25 protein-coding genes are annotated in these 24,929 nt (G+C 38.5%); 3 read left to right on the plus strand and 22 right to left on the minus strand.

Annotated elements, in window-relative coordinates; genetic code table 11:
• Positions 1-258 precede the first annotated feature (258 nt).
• The 3 genes from AXF17_RS06000 (at position 259) to AXF17_RS06010 (ending at position 2,623) form a co-directional block, all read left to right on the plus strand.
• Positions 259-1,143 (plus strand): LysR family transcriptional regulator, encoded by an 885-nt coding sequence (locus tag AXF17_RS06000; protein ID WP_094234239.1) that lies wholly within the window; start codon positions 259-261, stop codon positions 1,141-1,143.
• 140 nt (positions 1,144-1,283) lie between these two features.
• Positions 1,284-1,733, plus strand: a complete 450-nt coding sequence (locus tag AXF17_RS06005) for a hypothetical protein (RefSeq protein ID WP_094234240.1) — start codon at positions 1,284-1,286, stop codon at positions 1,731-1,733.
• A gap of 17 nt (positions 1,734-1,750) precedes the next feature.
• Positions 1,751-2,623 (plus strand): acetyl-CoA hydrolase, encoded by an 873-nt coding sequence (locus AXF17_RS06010; RefSeq protein WP_094234241.1) that lies wholly within the window; start codon positions 1,751-1,753, stop codon positions 2,621-2,623.
• A gap of 400 nt (positions 2,624-3,023) precedes the next feature.
• On the opposite strand, the gene yneA is transcribed toward AXF17_RS06010, so the two are convergent.
• From yneA to AXF17_RS06120, 22 genes are all read right to left on the minus strand, one after another.
• Entirely contained in the window at positions 3,024-3,326 is a 303-nt protein-coding gene (gene yneA, locus AXF17_RS06015) for a cell division suppressor protein YneA (protein WP_094234242.1), read from the minus strand.
• A 292-nt stretch (positions 3,327-3,618) separates the two neighbouring features.
• Entirely contained in the window at positions 3,619-4,107 is a 489-nt protein-coding gene (ybaK, locus tag AXF17_RS06020; RefSeq protein ID WP_094234243.1) for a Cys-tRNA(Pro) deacylase, read from the minus strand.
• Positions 4,108-4,110: 3 nt separating this feature from the next.
• Entirely contained in the window at positions 4,111-4,926 is an 816-nt protein-coding gene (locus AXF17_RS06025; protein WP_094234244.1) for a TVP38/TMEM64 family protein, read from the minus strand.
• Positions 4,892-6,211, minus strand: coding sequence for a methionine gamma-lyase family protein (locus AXF17_RS06030; RefSeq protein ID WP_094234245.1), 1,320 nt, complete (start codon positions 6,209-6,211; stop codon positions 4,892-4,894). Before AXF17_RS06030 ends, AXF17_RS06025 begins: the two co-directional genes overlap by 35 nt.
• Positions 6,211-7,374, minus strand: coding sequence for a tyrosine-type recombinase/integrase (locus AXF17_RS06035; protein WP_094234246.1), 1,164 nt, complete (start codon positions 7,372-7,374; stop codon positions 6,211-6,213). Before AXF17_RS06035 ends, AXF17_RS06030 begins: the two co-directional genes overlap by 1 nt.
• Positions 7,375-7,384: 10 nt before the next feature.
• Positions 7,385-8,311, minus strand: coding sequence for a tRNA (adenosine(37)-N6)-dimethylallyltransferase MiaA (gene miaA / locus AXF17_RS06040; RefSeq protein WP_237049019.1), 927 nt, complete (start codon positions 8,309-8,311; stop codon positions 7,385-7,387).
• 24 nt (positions 8,312-8,335) lie between these two features.
• Complete coding sequence (mutL, locus tag AXF17_RS06045; RefSeq protein WP_094234247.1) at positions 8,336-10,279, minus strand: DNA mismatch repair endonuclease MutL; 1,944 nt, start codon at positions 10,277-10,279, stop codon at positions 8,336-8,338.
• Positions 10,280-10,290: 11 nt separating this feature from the next.
• The gene (gene mutS, locus AXF17_RS06050; RefSeq protein ID WP_094234248.1) at positions 10,291-12,888 is read right to left on the minus strand and encodes a DNA mismatch repair protein MutS; all 2,598 of its coding nucleotides are present in this window, start codon (positions 12,886-12,888) and stop codon (positions 10,291-10,293) included.
• Positions 12,889-12,906: 18 nt separating this feature from the next.
• Complete coding sequence (locus tag AXF17_RS06055; protein ID WP_094234249.1) at positions 12,907-13,701, minus strand: TlyA family RNA methyltransferase; 795 nt, start codon at positions 13,699-13,701, stop codon at positions 12,907-12,909.
• Positions 13,685-15,562: a 1-deoxy-D-xylulose-5-phosphate synthase gene (gene dxs / locus AXF17_RS06060; protein ID WP_094234250.1), complete on the minus strand. Its 1,878-nt coding sequence runs from the start codon at positions 15,560-15,562 to the stop codon at positions 13,685-13,687. The genes AXF17_RS06055 and dxs overlap by 17 nt, the downstream gene beginning before the upstream one ends.
• Entirely contained in the window at positions 15,562-16,455 is an 894-nt protein-coding gene (locus tag AXF17_RS06065) for a polyprenyl synthetase family protein (RefSeq protein WP_094234251.1), read from the minus strand. Before AXF17_RS06065 ends, dxs begins: the two co-directional genes overlap by 1 nt.
• Before the next feature lie 8 nt (positions 16,456-16,463).
• Positions 16,464-16,664 carry an exodeoxyribonuclease VII small subunit gene (xseB, locus tag AXF17_RS06070; RefSeq protein ID WP_094234252.1) on the minus strand — a complete coding sequence of 67 codons (201 nt, stop codon included), beginning with the start codon at positions 16,662-16,664 and terminating at the stop codon, positions 16,464-16,466.
• Between the two features lie 11 nt (positions 16,665-16,675).
• Positions 16,676-17,815, minus strand: coding sequence for an exodeoxyribonuclease VII large subunit (gene xseA, locus AXF17_RS06075; RefSeq protein WP_094234253.1), 1,140 nt, complete (start codon positions 17,813-17,815; stop codon positions 16,676-16,678).
• Positions 17,787-18,767 (minus strand): tRNA (adenosine(37)-N6)-threonylcarbamoyltransferase complex transferase subunit TsaD, encoded by a 981-nt coding sequence (locus AXF17_RS06080; protein WP_094234254.1) that lies wholly within the window; start codon positions 18,765-18,767, stop codon positions 17,787-17,789. The genes xseA and AXF17_RS06080 overlap by 29 nt, the downstream gene beginning before the upstream one ends.
• Complete coding sequence (nusB, locus tag AXF17_RS06085) at positions 18,757-19,158, minus strand: transcription antitermination factor NusB (protein ID WP_094234255.1); 402 nt, start codon at positions 19,156-19,158, stop codon at positions 18,757-18,759. The genes AXF17_RS06080 and nusB overlap by 11 nt, the downstream gene beginning before the upstream one ends.
• The gene (locus AXF17_RS06090; RefSeq protein ID WP_094234256.1) at positions 19,158-19,514 is read right to left on the minus strand and encodes an Asp23/Gls24 family envelope stress response protein; all 357 of its coding nucleotides are present in this window, start codon (positions 19,512-19,514) and stop codon (positions 19,158-19,160) included. Before AXF17_RS06090 ends, nusB begins: the two co-directional genes overlap by 1 nt.
• On the minus strand, positions 19,507-20,832 hold the full coding sequence (locus AXF17_RS06095) for a hemolysin family protein (RefSeq protein WP_094234257.1): 1,326 nt from the start codon (positions 20,830-20,832) through the stop codon (positions 19,507-19,509). The genes AXF17_RS06090 and AXF17_RS06095 overlap by 8 nt, the downstream gene beginning before the upstream one ends.
• Positions 20,833-20,901: 69 nt before the next feature.
• Entirely contained in the window at positions 20,902-22,134 is a 1,233-nt protein-coding gene (locus tag AXF17_RS06100; protein ID WP_094234258.1) for a peptidase U32 family protein, read from the minus strand.
• On the minus strand, positions 22,127-22,789 hold the full coding sequence (locus AXF17_RS06105) for an O-methyltransferase (RefSeq protein ID WP_094234259.1): 663 nt from the start codon (positions 22,787-22,789) through the stop codon (positions 22,127-22,129). The genes AXF17_RS06100 and AXF17_RS06105 overlap by 8 nt, the downstream gene beginning before the upstream one ends.
• Positions 22,789-23,829, minus strand: coding sequence for an endolytic transglycosylase MltG (gene mltG, locus AXF17_RS06110; RefSeq protein WP_094234260.1), 1,041 nt, complete (start codon positions 23,827-23,829; stop codon positions 22,789-22,791). Before mltG ends, AXF17_RS06105 begins: the two co-directional genes overlap by 1 nt.
• A 109-nt stretch (positions 23,830-23,938) precedes the next feature.
• Entirely contained in the window at positions 23,939-24,502 is a 564-nt protein-coding gene (efp, locus tag AXF17_RS06115) for an elongation factor P (protein WP_094234261.1), read from the minus strand.
• A gap of 85 nt (positions 24,503-24,587) precedes the next feature.
• The gene (locus tag AXF17_RS06120; protein ID WP_094234262.1) at positions 24,588-24,920 is read right to left on the minus strand and encodes a YlbF family regulator; all 333 of its coding nucleotides are present in this window, start codon (positions 24,918-24,920) and stop codon (positions 24,588-24,590) included.
• Positions 24,921-24,929 lie beyond the last annotated feature (9 nt).

Below are 24,929 nucleotides of genomic sequence, written 5' to 3' on the forward strand. Positions count from 1 at the left end.
CATAATCAGATTCTCCTTAAAGTATCTTGATGCTGCTGTCGATCCACAGGGCTCTCTGCCGGATGTAACCTCGTTCTACATAAACCGTCATGCGGTATCTAACTGATTAACAATGAGACAGAGAGGCTGTGGTTGGATCCTCACTAAAACCGTCTATGCGGTAGGTGAAAAAAACCAATCCACAGCATCTTCAACAGCATAGCCTAACCTGTAGAAAAGGTAAAGAAAAGGCTATGACACTATAATACGAGGTGTATTATGAATGACCTTCAAATAGATTATTTTATGGCTGTAGCCACTAACTCGAGTTTTACAAAGACTTCTGAAGAACTTTTTGTATCTCAACCTGCAATTTCTAAACAAATTGCACTTATGGAAAAAGAACTCGGTGTTAGGCTGTTTATAAGAAACAATAGAAGAACGGAACTGACAGAAGCTGGCAAGAGATACTATGACTTTTTTAGCAGATATAAGGCAGAAATGGGTAATATTAAACATGAAGTTTCTGAGCTAGATGGTATTGCAAGTCAGACTATAACCATTGGAATACTTGAAGGTTGGGACTTTGCATCATGGCTTACTAAAATTATCAAGGAGTATAGAGACTCATACGGATATGTCGATATACTGATTAATTATGTCGGAGCTAAAGAGATCTCAACAATGCTTCTTACCGATGAACTTGATCTCGCAATCTCACTAAAGAACACTTTTGATACTTTTGCAGAGATTGAATCACATAATATCCTAGAGACAAGGAAAAAACTAATTTATAGTAAGCAGAATCCAATAGCTTCGAAGGCTGATCTAAGTCCAGAGGATTTTGCAAAAGAAAAGTTTTTCGCACCTTGGAGTATCATGGATGATACTGTTACAAAGAGTATTAATATGTACATGCAGCCTTATGGTGTTCGGCCGAAAATTCAGTTCGTTAATAATTTTGAGTCTATGGTCAACTGTGTTAGATATAATCTCGGAGTTGCAATTTGTGATGAATACACTGGATACCTCAATGATAAGAACTTAGAATCTATTGATCTAGAGGAGAAAGAATTTATCTGCATCGGAATGATTAAGAATAGCACTAATGATGAAGTTAGGGAGTTATACGACTTGATACTATCTCATTCAACGGATGCATAACAGCGCGGTTATGTAGAGCATACCTAATATTTAATTATACAAAGAGACCTTGTTTGTTTAAAATAAAGATAAACAAGGTCGTTTTGATTTTAACGATTATGGACTAGGGATTGTTTTTATTATGAATGGAGGATACTACAATGCAAAAAAGTAAAAAACTGACTGCAGTATATGCACTAATAATGGACTTGCCATTAAGTATTGTTGTTACAATGGTGGCTCTCGCACTCGGTGGGAATCTAACTATGGAAAGATTTATTCCGAGCTTCTGCTTAGCTTATATCTTAACTTTTTTCATTAATTTCCTACCTGTAGGTATGATAGGTTTTAAGTTTGCTAGTAAGTATGCAGATAATAATACATTGAAGTTTGGACTTCTTGCAAACGTTGTAATCGCATTGTTCTTTGTAGTTATTCTCGATATAGTAATGACAGCTTTTGGAGTGTTTATTGCTAGTAATGGAACTATGAGTGAGTATCTAATTGCTGTAGTTGCTGGATTTATCCCATGTTATATCCCAACACTTATTATAGCTATACTATGGTACCCAGTTGCAGATAAAGCATCAAGAGCAATATGTCACGAGTAAAAAAGGGGGTAAATGTAATGAATAGACCTGAATTTTATCCGGTAAGAAGTTTAATATACGTTGATCTCGCACATGAAGATTACAGAATAAAGCTTGAAAATTGGTTGTATAGGTATCATGTGCCCGATAGTATTTCGCAATTTGGACCTTATGTTTCAAAGTATGCATTTTACCAGGCACTTCCAACACCACCAGGTGGTGAAAGATTTGGAACTGTAAGAATGCAGATGACAGAACACTACTGGCTGGCAAATCCAAATGACATCAGAAATTTCGTGCATCATAAGGCATTAACAGAGTATTTTCCTAAAGATGTACTTGTATGGCAAAATAATATTCCTGATGAGGGAAATTCTCATATTATCGATAAGTCAGAAGAGGTAAATTTTGAAGGGGATGATGCGAGATCTACGAAGGGTAACGAGGAACTCGGAACAGTCCCATTCGTATTTGCATTCGTTCCAGTATGGTGGGAAGAAGATTTTAAGGGTGAAGGAAGAACTGTTGAAGATGGACCAAACTATAGATGGCAGTTCATGGTTCGCTATCCTGAAAGTGTTAGCCTAGAAGAAGGAGATAAGTGGCTTAAGGAAGAATTCTTACCGGCTTATACAGAACAGGATGAGGTGCTTAGATGTCTGTCAAGCAAAATTATAAAGGAAGTAAATAACTGTGAGTTTGACCGTATTGTAGAGATGTGGTTCCCATGCCAGTCTGCTTGGGTAGCAGCAACAGAAAATGCTTCTAAAAATGTAGATAAACCATCTTGGGCCGAGACTAATGATTTTCCATACCTCAAGAAGTCGTATGGAATTTCAGGAATTTTCTTATCGGATATAGCTAGGTCAGACAATATGACTGGCTACAATGGCTACATTACAATGAGATAAATGGTAGTATAATATGAATAAAAGGGAAAATCTTAATTGTGACAAAAGCAAGGGTAGGTACAAAGAGGTGCTAACCCTTGCTCTCTTAGTTGAAATAATGCCTCCAATTTGGGTGATTGTAAGTCCATTAAGGAAAGGGCTTAGCCTGTTGATTTCCATAACTATTCCTAAAATCATAATTTTGGGAATAGTTATTAAACAAAGAATACGGCTGTCATCAAGGCAGCCGTGTAAATGGAGCTTTATGTATTTGACAACAAGTGATATAACACTGTACCAATACCTTTGTGATATTAAGGTTTATACACTCTCCTTAAGAATATATTATTGATTATGGAGGTGTCATAATACCCTTACCTTTAGAAAAACGTCTCTAAATCGAAATTTCGGCTTCGATTTTTTATGACTCTAATGGAACTAGAATAGTATCTCCCGGCTGTACATCAGATGCAGATATACTGTTGATCTCGCAAATCTTATTAACTGTAGTGCGAGGATCAACGTTCTTGCCGTTATACTTATTAGCTATAGACCAAAGCGTATCGTTCTCTTGAACTTCAACCTGTCTATATGTATCAGAAGTATCAGCTTCAGTTGTGGCAAAACCAAGTAAGCTGTATATGAGCATAGTCATGCTTAATACTGATACTAGGATAAAAATAAAAAATCTAACCGGTGAAACAATCTTGTATTTCTTCTTCATAATATTAACCTCCGTATGTATATGACACTGACAGCTTTATAACTGAAGTGCTAATTATCTTAAAAATTAAAAAAAGAACAAATGTTCTGTTTGGATATACATAGTATAGCTCCTGCTATATTCAAAGTCAATAGAAAAAGAACAAATGTTTAAAAAATAAAAAAAGATGCTGTAAGTCAGTCTTTACAACATCTTTAGAATGATTAATTCATATACCTAGCATTAGATTTTGCTTATTTTTATTGCTTAGCAAGCTAAGTATAGTATATCTAGCTAAATTATTATTAGAGTATTATGCTGTTATATCCGCAAAAGAAGCATTGATAAACTCAGCTAATTTTTCCCCGTTAATTATAATCTGAGCCCCCCTCTTTCCTGCCGATATATATATCTGATCATACAGAATCGCTGTTTCATCGATAAAGGTCGGGAAAAGTTTTTTCATACCTATTGGAGAACAGCCACCTCTAACATAGCCTGTCAACGGAAGTAATTCCTTGAGATGAATCATCTCTATCTTCTTAACACCTGCTACAGATGCAGCTTTTTTAAGACTTAGCTCAGATGCAACAGGAATTACAAATACGTAATATTCTCCTGAGTTAGAATGAGTTACTAATGTCTTGAAAATTTCTTCCTCAGATATTCCGAGTGCTGCAGCAACATGCTCTCCAGAGAGATCAGATTCATTATAATCGTACTCACTGATACCATGTTCTATACCGGCACTATCAAGCTGTCTCATAGCATTAGTTTTTTCAATCTTTTCTTTCTTAGACATAATTTAAACCTCTACTTTATCTTCAGAATCCTCATCGGAGTCAATAAATCGAAGTAAAACATCACGTTTCATGTAACATAACAGCAAAATAATGATACTGACAATAATTAGAACAGTAATCCCAAAATAATTTCTCTGAGCTAAAAATGCACCAAATAGCAAGCTTTCAAGTACTCCCGGAGATCTTCCGATTACAGAAAGTAATAAAAAAGGTTTTAGTTTAACATTTGAAATACCTGCAATATAGCTGGTAAAGTCTTTGGGAACACCAGGTATCAAATACACGAGAAATATAATCATATAGGCACGTCTACTATTAAGTTTTCGCACATGAGATTTAACTTTTTCTTCGCCAAATATAATATGAAGAGCATCGCTGCCAAGAAACCTCGCAAGGTAGTAAGTGATAACAGTTCCGATGATAGCCCCAGTTAGCGAAATCAAGAAACCACCTAATATGCCATATAAGTAACTTGATGCGAACTGTATCGGTTGACCTGGTATGATACAGATGACTATTTGGAAAATTTGTAGGCATATTAACGGTATAAATGCAAAACCCTTAAATTCATCGAGCTTATTAGATATATTTGACAAATAAGCCTTATTGAATAACGTATCTCTATATAAGAAATATAGCACGAGTGGAACAACAATTAGTATAGCGAAAAGTAAAAATAGCTTACCGAAGGCGATTAATCGTTTAGAAACAGACATATTGCGTGCATTTGCACGTGCATCTCGCTCTAGATCAGGTATAGCATCATTTGCTGTACATTCATTCTTATATTCTGTTGTCACCTTGCGTTTTGTTGACATCTATTAAGCCCCTATTCACTAGCTCATGTAAGCTTTTAATAATACCGAATCTAGCATGTTCATAAGTAAGACCGCCCTGATAGTAAGCGATATAAGGTTCTCTGAGTGGAGCATCGGCACTTAATTCTATGGAGGATCCCTGTACAAAGGCTCCAGCTGCCATAATCACCTGGTCATCGTATCCAGGCATATCCCATGGAATTGGAGTAACGTATGCATCGATTGGTGCAGCAGACTGGATTGCTTGAATAAAAGCTATTGCTAGGTTAGGATCCTTAAATTTAATTGCTTCTACTATGTCGCTTCTCTCAGCAGAAACTGGCGGACAAACCTCATAACCGAGCATGTCATAAACAGTACCGCATAACATAGCACCTTTTAGCGCTGCATTTACAATCTTAGGTGCGAGGAAAATTCCCTGAAGAACAGAACGATTCTGCCCAAAAGTTAATCCACATTCTGAACCAATGCCTGGGCACGTGAGACGATATGAGATCCTTTCTATTAGTTCCTCTTTACCGCAGATATATCCACCAGAAAGCGCTAGTCCACCACCAGGATTCTTGATAAGAGAACCTGCAATTACATCCACACCAAAGTCAGTAGGCTCCTCTGCACTTACGAACTCACCATAGCAATTATCTACCATAACTATGATATCCGGGCGAATTTCGTGTATAAAATCAGGGACTTTACGAATGCTGTCTAAAGTTATCGCTGGTCTCCAGTCGTATCCGGTTGAACGTTGCATTGCAACGACACGTGTATTCTCGTGAAGTGATCTCTTTATTGCCTCTAAGTCAACGTCCCAGTTATCATTTAACTCAACTTCACTGTATTTTATGCCGTAATCTGTCAAAGTCCCCATGTACTCATGGTCATTTATTCCGATGACAGTTTGGAGTGTGTCATATGGTCTGCCAGTTACGTATATCAGTTCTTCACCAGGTTTAAGAAGGCCGAAAAGCGTTGTAGAGAGCGCATGTGTGCCATTTACGATATTGGGTCGTACAAGAGCTGCCTCCGTATTGAAGATGCTAGCATACACCTTTTCAACGGCTTCACGACCTGCATCATCATATCCATACCCAGTGTTCCATGCGAAGTGCGAATCGCTTATTTTATTATCTTGAAAGGCACCTAGAACTTTGAGCTGGTTAATAGCACATATATCCTCTAGTTCAGCAAACTGTTCTTTCAACTTCTCCTCTGCCCTATCTACTATGTCCAGAACGGCAGGCTTGATACCAAAATTCTTTATGAGGTGTTCATTATAGCTAGTCATTAATCGTTATCCTTTCTCTCTATCTCCCACTCCATATCTTTTACCAAATCTCGCTTTACATTCATCTTATGTGAAGCGTAAAGCTGAGTCGTCGTTACTTGCTCGTGATCAAGTAGAGCTTGTACATCGTAGATGGAGTTTCCGCGTCCTATAAGACTAGTTGCTGCCGTTGCACGTAGCTTATGCGGGCTATAACCGTTATGTTTGGTCGTATTAAGGGCAATAGCAGTATATTTTTTTACCAGCTCCCTTATAGATCGTGATGTCATGCGTCTTCCCTGTAAAGAAAGAAATAACGCATCTTCGTCAGCTTCCGTTTCCTCGGCAATTGATGATCTCTCGTTATTAATATAGTCCTGAACAGTCATCTGTACCGATTGATTAATCGGCATACTTGATTCCTTTCCTCGCTTTCTGTAAATGGTAAATTCACCGCGAGAGAAGTTAAATGATGAAATATTGAGCTGCTGAAGCTCAGATAGTCGAAGTCCATACGTTAAGAAAAGCATGAGAATAGCTTTGTCGCGAAGCTTCGTCTTCTCCCAGTACTTTCGCTCATGTGGAGTCATAGTTGAACCAGTGGTTACCGCGTCTAGCATAACCATAACTTCATCATCTTGGAGTGCTTTTATCTCGCGTTCACCAGGCTTTGGAACCTTGATTGGATCAAAACCATCAGTTATGTTGTTATCAACGAATCCATCACGATAGAGCTGTTTAAACATAACGGATACAGACGATTTTTTCCGTGCGAGAGTCTTGTTGTTGTTCTCGTAAATGATTATCTTATCGCCATCATCAACGGTGTATTTACGACAGAAATCGATAAAGAGATTTACATCCATAGATGTAATTTCACGAATTTCTTCAAGCTTTATATCTTTAGGAACATCAGCATTTGTGAGCGAAGTATTGGTAATAAGATAATCAAAGAAAAATCGTATATCTTGCAGATATGCAAGTCTAGACATAGGAAGAACATTTCCTTTTAGGTATACAAAATATGAACGCAGAAAACTTGGTAGTTCGCGTTCAATTGCTTCGCATTGGATATAGATTTCGTTTTCTTTCTCAATTACATTATCTGGCTTATCAGATTTATTATGAATTTTGAGCCGCTTTGCATCGCCGCCAGCGATTCCGATTTTTCTTTTAATAGTCATATTCCCTATTTTATTTGCTAGCCTCTATAATTTCATCGACTACATTACCAACCATCTGTCCTTTTTTAATCTCAACCCAGTGGGCATTTTCATAACGCTTAAACCAAGTGAGCTGACGCTTCGCATAGTGACGTGTATTGGTCTTTATGTCGTTAACTGCTTCTTCAAGCGTAGAATTACCATCTAAGTATGATAATAGTTCTTTATATCCTATACCCTTCATCGCAGGAGTATCGTGATTATATCCCATGGCTATAAGATGCTTAACCTCTTGGAGAAGTCCCTCTTTCATAAGCTTATCAACGCGTCTATTGATACGGTTATAAAGCCATTCACGCTCCATATTTACGATGTTAATCTTGAAGTCATACTTGGTGTTAGGTTCAAGCTTGTCCATAGATTCTAGCTTTGAACCAAGCTCGTAAGCTTCAATAGCGCGAATTATCTTTCTGATATTATTTGGGTGAATTCTTGCAGCAGCTTCTGGATCAACTGCAGATAGAAGCTCGAAGAGATACTCCTTGCCTCTCACCTCTGCCAGATTTTCAAGTTCATCTCTTCTCTTGAGATTTATAGGCTTTGCTGCAAATGACATCTTGTAAATCAGTGAGTTAAGATATAGTCCTGTTCCGCCGACAACAATCGGTGTCTTGCCGCGAGATAGAATTTCGTCGATTTTATCAAAAGCGAGCTGCTGATACTGTGCAACAGTTATATCGTCAGCAGGATCAACGAATCCGTACATGTGATGAGGAACAGCATTCATATCCTTTTGGGAAGGCTTAGCACTTCCTATATCCATGTATTTATAAAGCTGTACAGAGTCGCAGTTTACAATCTCACCTTGAATTCGTTTAGCGAGATAAAGAGCAACCACACTCTTCCCCGCCGCAGTCGGGCCTCCAATTACATACACTTTTCTATCTCTTATGGTCATAATAATTTCCCCTTCTATATATAATTACCGCTTAAATGCGCGTGAAATTTCAGATAATGTGAACCTGATAAACGTAGGTCTTCCGTGAGGACAGCTGAACGGATTAACACAGTTTGCAAGTTGGTCGAGTAATTCTTCAATCTCCATAGTGCTAAGCTTATTATTTCCTTTTACAGCAGCTTTACACGAACGCATGATAAGTTTATCGATTACTGTAGTATTACCACGTTCTGAACGTGATTCTGGGTCCTCTATGTAAGTTTTTAGAAATAATTCCGCTTCCCCTTTATCCATGTAAGTAGGAATACCTCTAACGATGAAGGTGTTATTTCCAAAATCATCGATATCGAAGCCTAGCCTAGCGAGATCATCCATCCAGAGTCTCTCAGCAGCATAAACATCGCTCGAGGTCTCAATAGAAAAAGGAATAAGCATCGGCTGAGATACATGTTCTGAGTCGTTATACATAGTGATAAAACTCTCGTACATGATACGCTCGTGTGCAGCGTGTTGATCTACTAGGTATGCCACGTCAGTTGATTGCATGATTATATAAGTATCGAACAAATATCCTTTATATGCGAGTGATTCAAAATCAAATGATTTTACAGCAGGTGCCTTTAGTGAAATCTTCTTTTTAATTATAACATCATCTCTGTCAATTTCGTTGATTATAAAATCATTATTATGAGTAGTTGATATGTTATTGTTATAATTGCATTCTTCCAAAACGTCTGTTTTGGAAGCTGTAGCAGTGATATTTTGTTCGGGTTCAACCGATTCATAAGTTGTGTAGTTATGAGTAATATCTGAAACTCGAGTTTTAGCTGCTAAAAACGACTTTATATCAATCTGCGTGCTCTTTTCAGTGGTATAACTACTAACGGAGTCCTCAGATTCTAGTGATTTACCTTGATGGGCTGCTGAAGAGCTGATATCTGCTGTTGAAGAAGCTTTTGCATCAGAATCCCCTTCGTATCTAAGACCTATTGCTGAAGGAATTGTATTCTCTGAATTAATTACACGCTTGATAGCGTTTTCAATGTCTTTAACGATATCATCTTCCTGTAGGAACTTAATTTCTTTTTTGTTAGGATGTATATTTACATCTATAGTTTCTGGGTTAACTTCCAAAAATAATATACATATAGGATGACCGGAAAATATTCTGTCTCCGTATCCCTTTGTAATTCCCTTTTCAATCGTAGAACTACTGATATATCTGCCGTTTACGAAGAAAATCTGACCTCTTCTATTGCTCTTTGTGCTACCTGGATCTGAGATAAATCCATGAACGTAGTCACCATTTATTTCTATTAGCTCGCGATAAGATGGGTATATCGACTGAATAGTAGTGAGTATATCTCCAGTACCAGGTGTTGCAATAACAGTCTGTTTGTTGTTGATGAGTCTAAAAGCAATGTGAGAATAATAGATAGCCATTTTTTGAATCATATCAATGATGACAGTAGCTTCAGCTGCATCGCTCTTCATGAATTTACGTCTTGCAGGCGTATTATAGAAAACATCTTCAACGACCATTGTTGTTCCAGTGTTCATGCCCGTCTTCTCTAAACTGACAGTAGCGCCACCTTGCATCTTAAGTTTAGTACCAAGTTCAGAATCTTCTGTTTTAGTATATATAGTAAGCCTTGAGATAGCCGTGATACTGGCAAGAGCCTCACCTCTGAAGCCAAGTGTGCTTATATGATCAAGATCACTCAGTTTAGATATTTTGCCTGTGGCGTGTCTTTCGAATGCAATCTCTACTTCATCACTAGAGATTCCAGAACCATTGTCGGTTACCCTAATATATGATTTACCACCATTTCTAATCTCAATTACAATCTGCGAGGAACCTGCATCAATGGAGTTCTCAGTAAGCTCTTTGACAATAGAAAGCGGGCGTTCAATAACCTCGCCTGCTGCTATTTTATCAGCTATAAACTCATCGAGAATTCTTATCATGGTAACTCCTTCTATTTTACTTTATCCTGAATTTCCTTTAGTTTTAACATCGCTTCCATCGGCGTGATGTCATTAAGGTTAATGTCCTTGAGTTCATTGATAACTTCGTCATACGTGTTCTCTTCTTCTGCTACAATGCTCTGTCCGAAGAACGATATCTGATCACTTGTTATAGGTGAAGAGCTAGATCCAGATTCCAGTTCACGTAGTTTTACATTTGCTTTCTTACGTATTTCAGATGGTACACCGGCAATCTTAGCAACATGAATTCCGTAACTCTTACTAGCTGGTTGCTCTATTATCTTATGCAAAAATATTATATCGCTTCCCTGCTCACTTACGGCTACAGAGAGGTTCTTTACATTTGCGTACTTGCTTTCGAGAACCATTAATTCATGGTAGTGAGTAGCGAACATAGTCCTAATACAATTTCCTGGTTTCGATAAATACTCTATCGTTGCCCATGCTATAGAAAGACCATCAAATGTGCTAGTTCCTCTACCTATCTCATCAAGGATAATGAGGCTTTGCTCAGTAGCATTTCTTAGGATATTTGCCAATTCACTCATTTCTATATAGAAGGTAGATTGACCATGTGAAAGGTTATCGGATGCACCGATTCTCGTAAATACCCTATCAACAGCTCCAATATGAGCGCTTTCACAAGGCACGAAAGAGCCTAGCTGTGCCATCAATACGATTATCGCAGTTTGGCGCATATACGTTGATTTACCAGACATATTTGGACCTGTGATAATTAGCATGCTTCGTGATACCGTATCTAGCGAAGTGCTATTTGATACGAATAGGCCTTCACCTATCATCTGCTCAACTGCAGGATGACGTCCTTCTCTGATATCGATTACATTGGAATCATCAACAATCGGTTTTACGTAGCCGTATCTAGATGCGACATCTGCAAGAGCGGTTAGCACATCGAGAAGTGCGACTGATGCAGAAGCCTTCTGAAGTCTTGCAAAGTAAGGTTCAATGGATGAACGAATATCTTTAAAAATCTCGTACTCTATATTGTTGATCTTAGCTTCAGCAGAGAGTACAAGACTCTCCTTTTCTTTCAGTTCAGGTGTAATATATCGCTCATTGTTAACGAGTGTTTGTTTTCTGATATAGTCATCAGGTACGAGCGGAAGATTAGATTTACTAATATCGATGTAATAACCGAATACTTTGTTGAATCCAACCTTTAAATTCTTAATACCTGTACGTTCTTTCTCTCTAGTTTCAAGGCCTGTAATCCATTCTTTAGCATCTTTGATTGACAGCTTTAAATCATCGAGCTCCTTAGAGTAGCCTGGTTTAATCAATTCACCATCTGTAATTGTAAATGGCGGCTCTTCTACAATCGAGTTCTCGATGAGCTCCTCCAGCTCGGAAAAATCATCGAGTGATAAATACACGTCATTTAAGAGCGATGTATCGATATTCTGAAGCTCTTCCTTTATTGAAGGAAGTTCTCGAAGTGTCGTTTTTAGGGCGATGAGATCCTTGCCGTTAGCTCTAAGGCTTGCAATTCTAGCTGTGAGACGTTCAAAATCATATACACGCTTTAATGAAGATACAATATTAGCTCTGTTTAATGGCAAGTCAACGAGCGCCTCTACCGCATCTAATCTTTCGTTGATAGCTATGCTGTCTTTGAGAGGCTCCTTGATGAATCTTTTGATAAGTCTGCCTCCCATTGCTGTATGTGTTTTATCTATTACATTGAGAAGTGAGCCTTTTTGACTCTGATTGTACTGTGTCTCGAGAAGCTCGAGATTACGCATGGTAGAACGATCAAGAATCATACCTAGGTCAGATTCTTTTAAAGACAAATGTTTAATCTGAGGCAATGCGTGCTTCTCGGTTTCCATGAGATAAAGTAGCAGTGCGCCTGATGCAATGGTAACTTCCCTCTTATCCTGTATATCAAGAGGAATAAGTGAAGTAACATCAAATTGTGACAAAAGTATGTCTTCACAGGATGAATATTTAAAATAGGATTCATCGATATTGTTGATATAGGTTTCAGGTGCAGCTTTGGTGTATCTATCGATAAAGTCTGAAGAGGTTTCATCAAAATAGATAATCTCCTTTGGCGCAATACGTGAGAGCTCTGAAATTAACTGCTCAATATCTTGATTATCTCGTATTTCTAGAACTGTAAATTCTCCTGTAGTAATATCAGTATATGCGATTGAACTAGTCTTGCTAGTGATGTAAACAGAAGCAAGATAGAGATTATCATTAGCACTTGTAGCTTCATCAATATCAATTGTTCCAGGTGTAATTATACGTATAACTTCGCGCTTTACTATGCCCCTTGCTTCTTTAGGATCTTCAACCTGTTCGCATATCGCTACTTTATAACCTTTAGCAACCAGCTTAGCGATGTATGAATTTGCAGCATGAAAAGGAACACCACACATGGGAGCTCGCTCTTCTAGGCCACAATTTCTGCCTGTCAGAGTTAATTCCAATTCGCGTGATGTAGTGAGAGCATCATCAAAAAACAGCTCGTAAAAGTCACCCAATCTATACATGAGTAGGCAGTCCTTGTATTGCTCTTTAATGTCGTTATATTGTTGCATCATCGGTGAAAGACCCATGATTACCCCCTTGCTGCATTAATAATCAAGCTCACTATGAGCTCTATTCACCACTTCATCTGGTGAAATAATATCGATTGATTCTGTCTTCTTGAGATATAGCAAGTACTCGATATTACCCTTTGTTCCCTTTACAGGCGAATAGTCGAGACCGTGTGGATAAAGCCCATCGAGAGCCGCGTAACCAATTACATTCTCAATAACTTCTACGTGCACCTTGCTATCTCTAACTATTCCTTTTTTACCAACCTGTTCACGTCCCGCCTCAAACTGCGGCTTTATAAGACACATAACTGCTCCAGAGTCCTTGAGAATCTCAGCGGCAACCGGGAACATATGCTTTAGAGAAATAAAAGAGACATCGATTGAAATAAAGTCTATCGGCTCTTCTATAAGGGCAGTATTGAGGTAACGTATGTTCGTTTTCTCCATGTTTATTACACGAGGATTCACACGTAGCTTATAATCAAGCTGTCCATAGCCGACATCTAGTGCATAAACTTTGATGGCTCCGTTCATGAGCATACAATCTGTAAATCCTCCTGTTGAAGCTCCCATATCAACTGTATAAGAGCCTTCGAGATTAATATCAAACGATTCGATAGCTTTTTCAAGCTTAAGTCCACCGCGGCTAACATACTTGAGGAGCTTATCCTTAACTATAATCTCACTGTCGACATCAAATTTCTGACCAGACTTGGTCTCAACAACTCCGTCAACTGTAACTAATCCAGCCATAATAGTGCGCTTAGCATTATCCCTTGATGGAGCAAGTCCCATATTTACAAGTATGACATCAAGCCTTTCTTTCAAAGTATTCAGTTGCTCCTTTCACAATGTCGATAGCAGTCATTCCACATTCGATGTGAAGTTGCTTTACAGATCCTTGCTCTATGAATGCATCGGGAACGCCTAGAGTGATCAATCCATATCTATGTCTTTTTTTAAGTGCTGAAGAAGCAAAGGCTTCACCAAATCCGCCGCGGATAACATTATCTTCGATAGTGATCACTAGTTTAGTATCTAGATCGGTCAAAGTAACTTCAAACGGACTAACAACACAGACATTTGTAACGCCTACGCTATATCCTTTTGACATGAGTTCGCGAGCAGCTTCAAGAGCAGTATCAAGCATACTACCAACAGCAAGTATAGTAATATCAGTACCTGTTGACAGTTTGATATTATTCCCTGAAAAAGGTTTTAGCTTGAGATGCTCAAACTCTGCTGAACCGCGTGGATACCTTATAGCAACAGGTGAACTCATATCTTTAACTGCATATTCAAGCATTTCTTCAAGTTGAGTGCCGTCTGCTGGTGCAAACACAGTCATATTAGGAATGCTTGACAGATAACTGAGATCAAATACACCGTGATGAGTTTCACCATCTGCGCCCACGAGTCCTGCCCTATCGACCCCAAAGACAACATGCTGATTCTGAATACAGATATCCTCAATAATTTGATCATACGCTCTCTGTAGGAAGGACGAGTAAATCGGAGCTACTGGAACCATCCCAGCTTTAGCGAGGCCTGCAGCAAATAGAGCGGCATGTTGCTCGGCGATGCCTACATCAAAAAATCTATTTGGAAATTCTTCGTAGAATGAGCCGAGTCCAGTAGCAGAACCCATAGCTGCTGTAATTGCAACGATTCTTTCATCTTCTTTAGCTAGCTCAAGCAATTTAATACCGAAAACTTCAGAGAAAGATAGCTCTGGTAAAGAAGAATTAGACGATAATATATTACCGTCATCAACGCTGAATGGTCCAACTCCGTGAAATTTTTTAGGATATTTTTCAGACCAAGAATAACCTTTACCTTTTGTCGTTATAACGTGTACAAGTGTAGGTCCATCAACTGCATTTGCAGCATTAAAAGCCTCTGTTAGCCTAGGTATATTGTAACCATCAACTGGTCCGATATACTTGATTCCTAGCTCTTCAAATAAAATACCCTGCTGGTCGAGAACTGATAACTTAATGCGCGACTTAATTCTACTTATTCCGTTTGAGATAGGTTTTCCAATCAGTGGAACTTTGTTTAGAGAATTTCTAACTGATTTCTTTGCATTTATATAATTAGATGAACTACGAAGTCCCTGTAAATGCTTCGACATTGCACCGACATTGTGCGCAATGGACATTCCATTATCGTTAAGGATAATTCGGACTTTCAGTCTACTTGAACCAATGTTATTTAAGGCTTCGTATACTAAACCGCCAGTCATAGCTCCATCTCCAATAAGTGCAACTACTTCATTGTCTTCGCCTCTGAGATTTCTTGCGACAGCGTATCCTGCAGCGGCTCCAAGCGACGTGCTGCTGTGGCCTGTGTCGTAAGCGTCATGTACGCTTTCATAGGCCTTAGGAAAACCGCTTAGTCCCTTAAACTTGCGGAGTGTATCAAATTGATCGGCTCTGCCGGTAAGTATCTTATGTACGTAAGTCTGGTGACCTACATCATAGATTAATTTGTCTCGAGGACTATCGTAAACCTTATGCATTGCAACAGTTAATTCGACTACACCAAGGTTGGAAGCCAGGTGGCCTCCTGTTTTAGAGACTTTCTGAATCAGGAATTCTCTAATGTCTTTACATAGCTCATCGAGTCCACTATCATCCGCTGTTTTTATAATAGATATTAGATCTTCATGTTCAAGATCATACTTCATTATGCTCTCCTCTGTTCTAGCTTAAGTGCTAGATCTGTAAAGAATTTTTTATCTTGTGTTTCAAATCTCTCAATTGATTCGATAGCTGTGATTGTAAGCTTATGAAGCTCTTGGCGAGCTTGTTCTATGCCGTTAACTATGGCAAAGTTTGCTTTCTCTTGCTGAGAATCTTTTCCAGGTGTCTTACCGAGCTCTTCAGCTGAACCTGTCATGTCGAGAATATCATCTGATATCTGGAAAGCTTTTCCGATGAGTCTAGCATAAATGGTAAATGCATCAACGACTTCCTTATCAGCACCGCCAATGCCTAGTCCAGAGATGATTGGAGCGCTGATAAGAGCCCCAGTCTTATTTTCCTCGATAAAATCAACGAACTCATGCGAGCAGTCCTTAATGTTATTTTTAACATCGACAACTTGGCCTGCAATCATTCCATTGACACCTGCAGCTTTTGCAATTGTGAGTCCTGCACAGCAGTGTCTCTTAAGCTTCTCTGGATTATCGAAGTGATATGTGAAATCTCTGAACATGAGTTCCATAGCAGTATTTAGAAGAGCATCACCGCCTAGGATGGCGATATCTTCGCCAAATACTTTATGGTTAGTTGGATTGCCGCGGCGCAAATCATCATCATCCATCGCAGGTAAATCATCGTGAATGAGTGAATACGTATGAATATACTCAATAGCACATGCAAACGGTAGGGCTTCATATATATCCCCTCCTGCAAAATCACATGCGGCCAATAGCATTACTGGACGAAGTCTCTTTCCTCCGCTCATAATACTGTATTCCATAGAATCGAAAAGCGTTCTAGCTTTAATATCAATTACAGGAATATAATCAAGCAAATGCTTTTCGATAATCGCTTTATATTCGTCGTAACTATACATGTTAGCCTCTAGTTTTCTTCATTAGTGTATACTTCGATTTTTTGCTCTGCTTCGTCGAGAATATTGCTACACAGTTCTGCATCTTTCATTCCTTCGTCAAATAGTTTCATTGACTCATCGATTGAAGTTGTCTGTTTTGTAATATTGGTTGCGGCATCTACCAAGCCTTGGTATGCCTCCATAAAGGTTTTATCAATATTATTAGTCATATCACACCTCTTTATTTTTGCGTTTTAGACTTAGTTTTAGCTTCAAAAGATCCATCGGCCATAACTACTGTATAAGTCTCGTCTAAATCGATATTTGATACCTCTGAGACTACATGATTATCTTTAGTAACCAGTGCATAACCCTTATTGAGAACGTTAGTCGGATTATTCTCCCTAAGTGTTATAACAGCTTTGTCGATATTAAGTCTCATCTCGCGAATTTTACTGCTTATAACGTGAATGAGATGATCTCTTTGAATTTTGATGTTGTTACGTTCCATCTTAATTTTATAATCAATGGATTTTTTTAACTCTTGCTCATTTCTCGCGATTTGTTCTCTAAGTTCGGATGTATTAATGGCAGCCATATTAGCTGCGGCGGTCGGTGTTTCTGCTCTGGCATCAGCCACCCAGTCAGATATTGATACATCCGATTCATGACCAACTGCACTTATGATTGGAATTTCAGATGCAAATATCGCCCTTGCTACACCTTCGTCGTTAAATGCTGCCAAATCTTCCGCTGATCCACCGCCACGTCCGACGATGAGTACATCTATATGCTTTCCTGATTTGCTAACTATATTCGCAGTTTCAATGTTTTTGATTATACTGGCCGGTGAACCTATACCTTGAACGAGCGTTGGAAAGATTATTATATCAGCATAATCATTCTTAGTTGTGATTATCTTCTTAATATCTTCAATAGCTGCACCAGTATCTGATGTTACAACTCCTATTCTTCCAGCGAACTTTGGAATCGGTTTCTTATGTTCTCTAGAGAAAAGGCCTTCTGACTCGAGCAACTTCTTGACGCGGTGATACTCTTTTGCAAGGTCGCCTTCTCCAAAGCTTTCAATCATTCGCACAGAAAATGAATAGTTTCCTCCACGTGCATATGCACTTATGTCACCAAGCGCCACTATTTTACTACCATTCCGGATTAGGGATGTGTCGATTCGAGAAATATTACTTCTCCATATTACCGCACGAAGTACGCTATTTTCGTCTTTCAAAGAGAAATACATATGTCCGGCACTCATAGAAACACCAGAGACTTCACCTATTAGGGGTAAATTCTTGAGATTAGGATCGCCATTGAGCTTTTTCGATACATATTCATTAAATTGTGTTATTGAAAATGGATTCATTTGATGCTTTTCCTCCGAGAAGAGCTATACCGACAGCATTATCGCCAGATAGCTCTGGACTACCAAAATTTATTGTCAAAGAACTATTCTCATGTGTAAGTTCTCTTATTTTCGCTCTAAAAAACTTGCTTGATGCCACCCCTCCTGCCATATAAATTTTTTGTGTATCAAACTTATTAGCCAGATATTTTGAAACATCGAAAAGCAGTATTGATACCCTTTCCATAAGTTCAGCGGCAACCTCTGTTCCATATGTTTCTATGGCGTTTAAAACTTGATATTCAGTACCCGACAAGTTAAACCATCCATCATCAACTTTAATCGTTGTTAGATGTTTAGAACTGTTATATCCAGATTTTAAAGCGAGTTGATCAATGTATTTACCTGCTGGAAAATCGTAACCTAGGGCAGCTCCTGCTCTATCTAGTAGTTTACCCACGCTTATGTCCTTTGTTCCGCCAACTATTTCAAGCCCATAGTGAACACCGTCATTCGCTGCAAGTAGAGCTTCTGTTGTGCCGCCACTGAGATGAAAGAATATTGCTTTTTCATCTGATAGTCCTGTGTCAAAGAACTTTAGAACTGCAGCAACGTGGCCTTCTTGGTGGGAAAATGTATAAAGCGGTACAGCTAGACTGCTGCTTAGAATTTTAGCAGCATTATATCCTGCCATAAATACGGGCATGTATGAACCTTTAACCCGTCTAGGAGCATTGGAAACGGAAATGCATCTAATGTCATTTATATTAACTTTAGAAAGAGCCTCCTCAATAAATGAAGGTAGAACATTTACGTGCTTAAAGAAAGCGATAGACTGCCTTAGTCCAAGCGCACCGTGTTCAACCTCCAAGAATTCAGATTTTTCAAATATTATATCATCATGCTCATCGGTAATCGCTACCGATGTTTTATAATTAGACGTATCAATGCCGAGGCAATATCTACTGTTCATTTAATTCCCTGTTAATCTTACCTAGTACTGAGTTTATAAACGCATATGAACGTTCGTCACCATAAGTCTTACCAAGCTCAACCGCTTCGTTGATAGAAACATTGGCCGGAATTGAATCGACGTATAAAATTTCAGCAAGTGCTGTTCTAAGGATTGCTAAATCAGCTTTAGGAAGTCTATCAATATCCCATTTATCAATGCTATTAGAAATGAGTTTGTCGATATCCTCGATATGATCCCTAATTGCACTTAGCGTTTCAACTGCTTGATTATGTTTAAGTGCTTTCTCTGCTTCTTCAACACATGCCTGTTGTTCGTAATCAAAATTATCAGATACATCCATCTGATAAACAAACTGCATTATGTTTTCTCTAATTATTCTTCTATCCATTAGCTATTCTCCTGGTCAATTCCTTCGACGCTTATATTTACAGCGTCTACAGTAAGCCCCGTCAAATTTTCAATTGAATTCTTTATAGCGCTCTGTATCTCGTACGATACTTGTGGGATATTAAATCCGTAATACACGATTATATGAATATTAATAGTTATATTGTTATCATCTCGGATAATACGAACGCCATTCATGCCGTTATCACGACCAAATATATTCTTGGAAAAACTATCTGAAATACTAGAAATCATACGGCTTACACCTTTAATTTTATATATTTCTTCAGTAATATATCCCACGATAACTTGATCATCAATATTTATATTACCGTTAGTAGTATCAAAATTACTCATCAGCACGCTCTTCCTTTTCCGTCTCTTGTGTATCTTCTACTACAGTGATGCGAACTTTCTCTATACGTCTATCCTTTACCTCTAATATCTGGAAAGTAATATTTTTGTATTGTATTGGGTTATATGTAGAATTTTCCTTAGGAATTTCACCAATATAGTCGATGATAAATCCACCTACAGTTTCGCTGTTCTCGGATTCGAGCCCTATACCAGTTTCTTCATCTAAGTCGTCAAGATATACGTTTCCATCCACGACGAACTCAGAGTCCGATATTTTTTCGATAATTCTATCTTCATCATCGAATTCATCATCTATATCGCCAACAATCTGTTCAATTATATCCTCTATTGAGACAATTCCACTAAAGCCGCCATACTCATCTATTAATATGGCGATGTGTTGTTTTGTCTTCTGAAGTTCAATGAAGAGAGAATCTATGTTCTTAGTCTCGGGAACAAGATAAGGTTCTCGCATTATCTCCTTGATATCTATGTCATCAAATCCTACAGATGCACCTTTAAGCAGATAATCCTTAACAAGGAGAAGGCCGATTATATTGTCGGTATCACCGTCACATATTGGAATTCGTGAGTGACGAAGTTCCATTAATTCCTCAAAATATTCTTCTTTATCATCCTGAAGATCAATCATGAACACGTCTGTACGCGGGGTCATAATCTCGTACGCAAGGAGATCGTCAAATTCAAATATACTATCGATCATACGACGACCTTCTTCTTTGAGATCACCGCTCTCTTGCCCCTTGTCGAGCATTGACCTTACGTGGTCCTCGGAAAACTGTGTATCATCAACATCTATATCTTTTCTCATTATAAGAAGAAAAAGATTTGCAACTCCAAGACAAAGTGTTGTAATCGGAAAAAGTACTATACAAACGAAGCGTTGGAGTAATACAAGTTTAAGGGCGTAAGAATCAGCAGACTGTACAGCTAGTTTTTTTGGAAAAATATCAGCCAAAGCGAAGTAAAAAATAGCAAATAATATATTCGCTACTACCGGCAGAAAGCGATATGAATCAAGCTTAGAGTAAAATCCAAAATTAAAAACTACGATGGCAGCAATTGCCATTGAATACATGAAAATTCTATCTGGGTAATGATACCTTGACGGCTTCTTGATGAAGTCGTGTATAAGTTCAGCTTTTTTGTTATTAGGCTCGTCTTCTCTAAGCTCGTTTAACTTGTTTCTATCGACATAGTCAAGCGCGTTAAGTGATGCTGAAACTAAGCCGTTAGCGACAAGTACAACTAACAATATCAGTACGTATATAGTCCAACTCACGGGGTCAGATGACATGATTTTCTCCTTGCAATTGATTTCAGTAATTTAATAAATTGATGAAATAACTTTTCTTTAAAATAAAGTCTACTTTTTCTTTCTTAGAATGAAATTCTCAGGATAAGTTTTGCTAAGTTTAACCTTTATAACCTGCTGTGGATGAGGTGCCAACTCAATTGGATTATTATCCTCGTCATACATCTCCCTAACGATCTCATCAGCATACTCTGTGCGTGGTCCAAATACCTCGATATCTTCTCCAACACTGAACTTATTACGCTGTTCAACGACAGTTAGCCCAGTATCAGACTCGAATCCTCTTACAACACCGATAAATGAATATTCCCTAGTGTAATCACTACTCGAGTAATTCTGCCCACTGCTATCAGGTTTAGAATAGTAGAATCCATGATAGAATTCTCTATGACTAGCTTTACATAGCTCAGTAAACCACTTTTCCTGGAACTCATAGGTATCCGGATTATCAAGATATGAGTCAAGTGCAGCTCTGTATGCAGAAACAACGGTTGCCACATAGAAAGGACTTTTCATCCGGCCCTCAATCTTGAGTGAATATATCCCAGCATCAATTAAGTCTGGTAGCTTATCGAGCATACAGAGATCACGTGAGTTCATTATATAGCTTCCACGCTCATCTTCTTCAATCGGGTAATACTCCCCAGGTCTCTTTTCTTCGACTAGAGAATACTTCCAGCGGCATGGATGAGTGCAAGATCCTCTATTGGCATCTCTTCCAACCATGAAGTTGCTTAGCAGGCATCTTCCTGAATATGACATGCACATAGCACCGTGAACGAATGCTTCAATTTCCGTATTAGGTGGAAGAACTTTCTTCATCTCCCTAAGTTCTTTGAGACTCATCTCTCTCGCAGCAACGATTCTGGTAGCTCCCATCTGCTGAACCCAGAATGCAGCTGTCATGTAGTTTGTTGTGTTTGCCTGTGTACTAATGTGTATTTCGGCATATGGAATGATGCCTTTTACGATAGTCATAACCCCTGGATCCGACACGATAAATGCGTCAATGGGAATGTCCTTAATTTTTTCAAGATAAGCTTTAAGAGGCGGAATATCGTCATTATGTGGGTATATATTTATAGTCATATATCCCTTTGCATCATGCTCATGGATAAAGTCCATGGCCTCTCTAATTTCATCTATTGATAAATTTCCTGCCCCAGCACGAAGGCTGAAAAGTTCACCTCCGAAGTAAACTGCATCAGCACCGTAAATAATGGCTGTTTTCAACTTTTCCATATCTCCAGCAGGAGCGAGTAACTCAATTTTCTTTTTAGTCATTTAGTTTTATAACAGCAAGACCATCACCACAGCTAAGAAGCGAAATGGTCAAGTCCTTTCTACCCTTTAAATACTCTAAAAACTCTTTCATTCTCTTGACACTTGTCCGATGTCTGCGCCTTGGATCAACTGTCGAGCCAGTTAGATATCCATGAATAAGCATATTGTCACAGATTATCGAGGCACCTGGTCTTGCAAGCATTTCTGCTCTATCAAAAAATTCGCGATAGTGACTCTTTGAAGCATCTATAAAAATAAGGTCAAAACGAGATTCCGATGAATCATCTTTTATCAAATGATCGAGTATATCATTTGCATCTCCAAATTTAATATCAATATGGTCTTCAAGGCCCATCAACTTAATATTTGGAACCGCATGTTCAAACATGTGAGGTGATCTCTCTATCGTGGTGATATGAGATCCATCACATACAGTTGCAAAATAACACGCAGAATAACCGTAAGCCGTTCCTATCTCAAGGATATTAGTCGGCTTAGTAATCTTTAAGAATGTATTCAGATAGCTCTCTGTTTCACGAAGGATTAGCGGCACGCTATCTTTCTCGCAAAACTCTCTTAATTTCCCTAACTTATATGAAACCGGAGAATGGAACGAGTCTATAAGTTCAACGATTTTTTCGTCAGTAATACTCATTATTTATTCTTCTCCGTTAAAGCCTTAGAATAAGCCTCTTTATCTTTTAAGAATTTGTCGTAGTCCTTACTAAAATTGTGAGTGCCGTCTAGCTTCTCACTTACAACGTAATACAGGTAATCTGTATCCTCTGGATAAAGAGCAGCCTTGATGGACGCCTTTCCAGGTGAACAGATTGGTCCTGGAGGCAGGCCCTGGTTGGTATATGTATTATATGGAGAATCGATCTTTGTATCTGCGATAGATAGATTCTCCTTTGGTTTACCGAGTGCATATTGGATTGTAGCGTCAATCTGTAGAGGCATATTTGCCTTAATTCTGTTGTAAATAACGCTTGCAATCTTAGCCCTATCTCCGTCGTATTGAGATTCTCTCTCGATGAGTGATGCTATGATAACGATTTCATTTTCAGTTAGGTTAAGTTCTTTAGCACGTTTTCTGTACTTCTTTGTAAACACCTTATCATACTGATTTAGCATAGTAGTGATAATCTGAGTTTCATCAGCATCAAGATCAACAGCATAAGTATCCGGGAAAAGATATCCCTCAAGATGATTGTCTCCCGACTGAGATCCTTTTAGGAATGAGAATTTGCTAAAGTCTCCATGTCGTGCAACGTCAAGGAACTTATCTTTGTCAACTATACCCTCTTTACCCAGCTTTTCAGCAGTCTGTTCGAGCGTATAACCTTCAGGAATAGTAAAGTTTTTTGTACTCGAAACACCTTTTACAATTGTCTGTGCTATATCACTAGATCTCATGCTAGGAGATACTGAAAAGCTACCAGCCTTGTATTTGCCATCATATCTCCAAATCTTAGATACGAGCTTATACTTAGATATACTGCTGATTACCCCCTTCTTGTGAAGCTCCTTCGCGATATCATCGGTAGATGAACCTTCTTTAATCTTAACAACGACAAAGGTATTATCAGTTCTGTCCTTTGGCTTGTTAATTATAAGAAGCGAGGCGCTCAGCGCAATCAGGATTAACAGTATAGCGATAAGAATGGCTATAACCTTCTTTACTGACTTCTTCATATTACCTCCCACAACCAGGAATATTGTTAGCCAATATAAATAAAAAATTAATATCAGCTAACAATCCTTAAACACAGTTTATTAAATAATCAATATAGTATATTTCAGACTACTTGGATCTTCCGAGGTACTCTCCACCTTCTCTAGTATCAATCTGAATCATCTCGCCCTCTTCGATGAAGATAGGAACCTGAATTACAGCACCCGTCTCAACAGTAGCTGCCTTAGTAACATTAGTGGCTGTGTCGCCTTTTACTCCTGGCTCTGTCTCGATTACCTTAAGGTCAACGAAGTTTGGAGCTTCAACAGCAAAAGCATTTCCCTGATAGAACTTAATAGTTGCTGTATCGTTCTCTCTAATGAACTTAACCGCATCTTCTACAAGGTCTGCGCTTAGAGGAACCTGATCGAAAGTCTCCTGATCCATGAAGTAGTATAACTCTCCATCATTGTAGAGATACTGCATAGTCTTTGTTTCGATATGTGCCTTAGGGAATTTATCGTTAGGGTTAAATGCCTCTTCTCTTGTAGCACCAGTAAGAATGTTTCTGTACTTAGTTCTAACGAAAGCAGCACCCTTTCCAGGCTTTACATGCTGGAAGTCGAGTACTACATGTGGCTCTCCGTTCATCTCGAAAGTTACGCCTTTTCTGAAATCTCCTGCACTAATCATACTTAATCTCTCTTTCTGTGATATTATAAATTAAATTTTTTTCTTTTTACAACGTATACTATATGTATTATATCAAATGTTCACTTTAAATATTAAGTTTTACAACATCTGATAGGATTTCGTATACGTCCTTCATCATTATAGCAAATCTTGCCTCTGCTTGCATATACTCTGCAGCTTTAGGATTTGATGAAATCATAGCATACATCGATTGCATCTGTGCCATTGCCTCCTGCCCAACTTCTTCACCGCTTAATTGCTTAGCCTGAATCTCGATTTGACGCTTCTGCATATCGCTAATCATCTGATTAAGAGTCGGATCCTGCTCTATCTCCTTACGAAGCTTATCGTAATCCATAAACTCATTACTTGCCTTAATTGCAGATGCGAGTTCATGGGCACTTGAATATACATTCATATTAAACAC

Origin of the sequence: Mogibacterium pumilum, from assembly GCF_002243385.1 — a bacterium.
Classification (GTDB): domain Bacteria; phylum Bacillota; class Clostridia; order Peptostreptococcales; family Anaerovoracaceae; genus Mogibacterium; species Mogibacterium pumilum.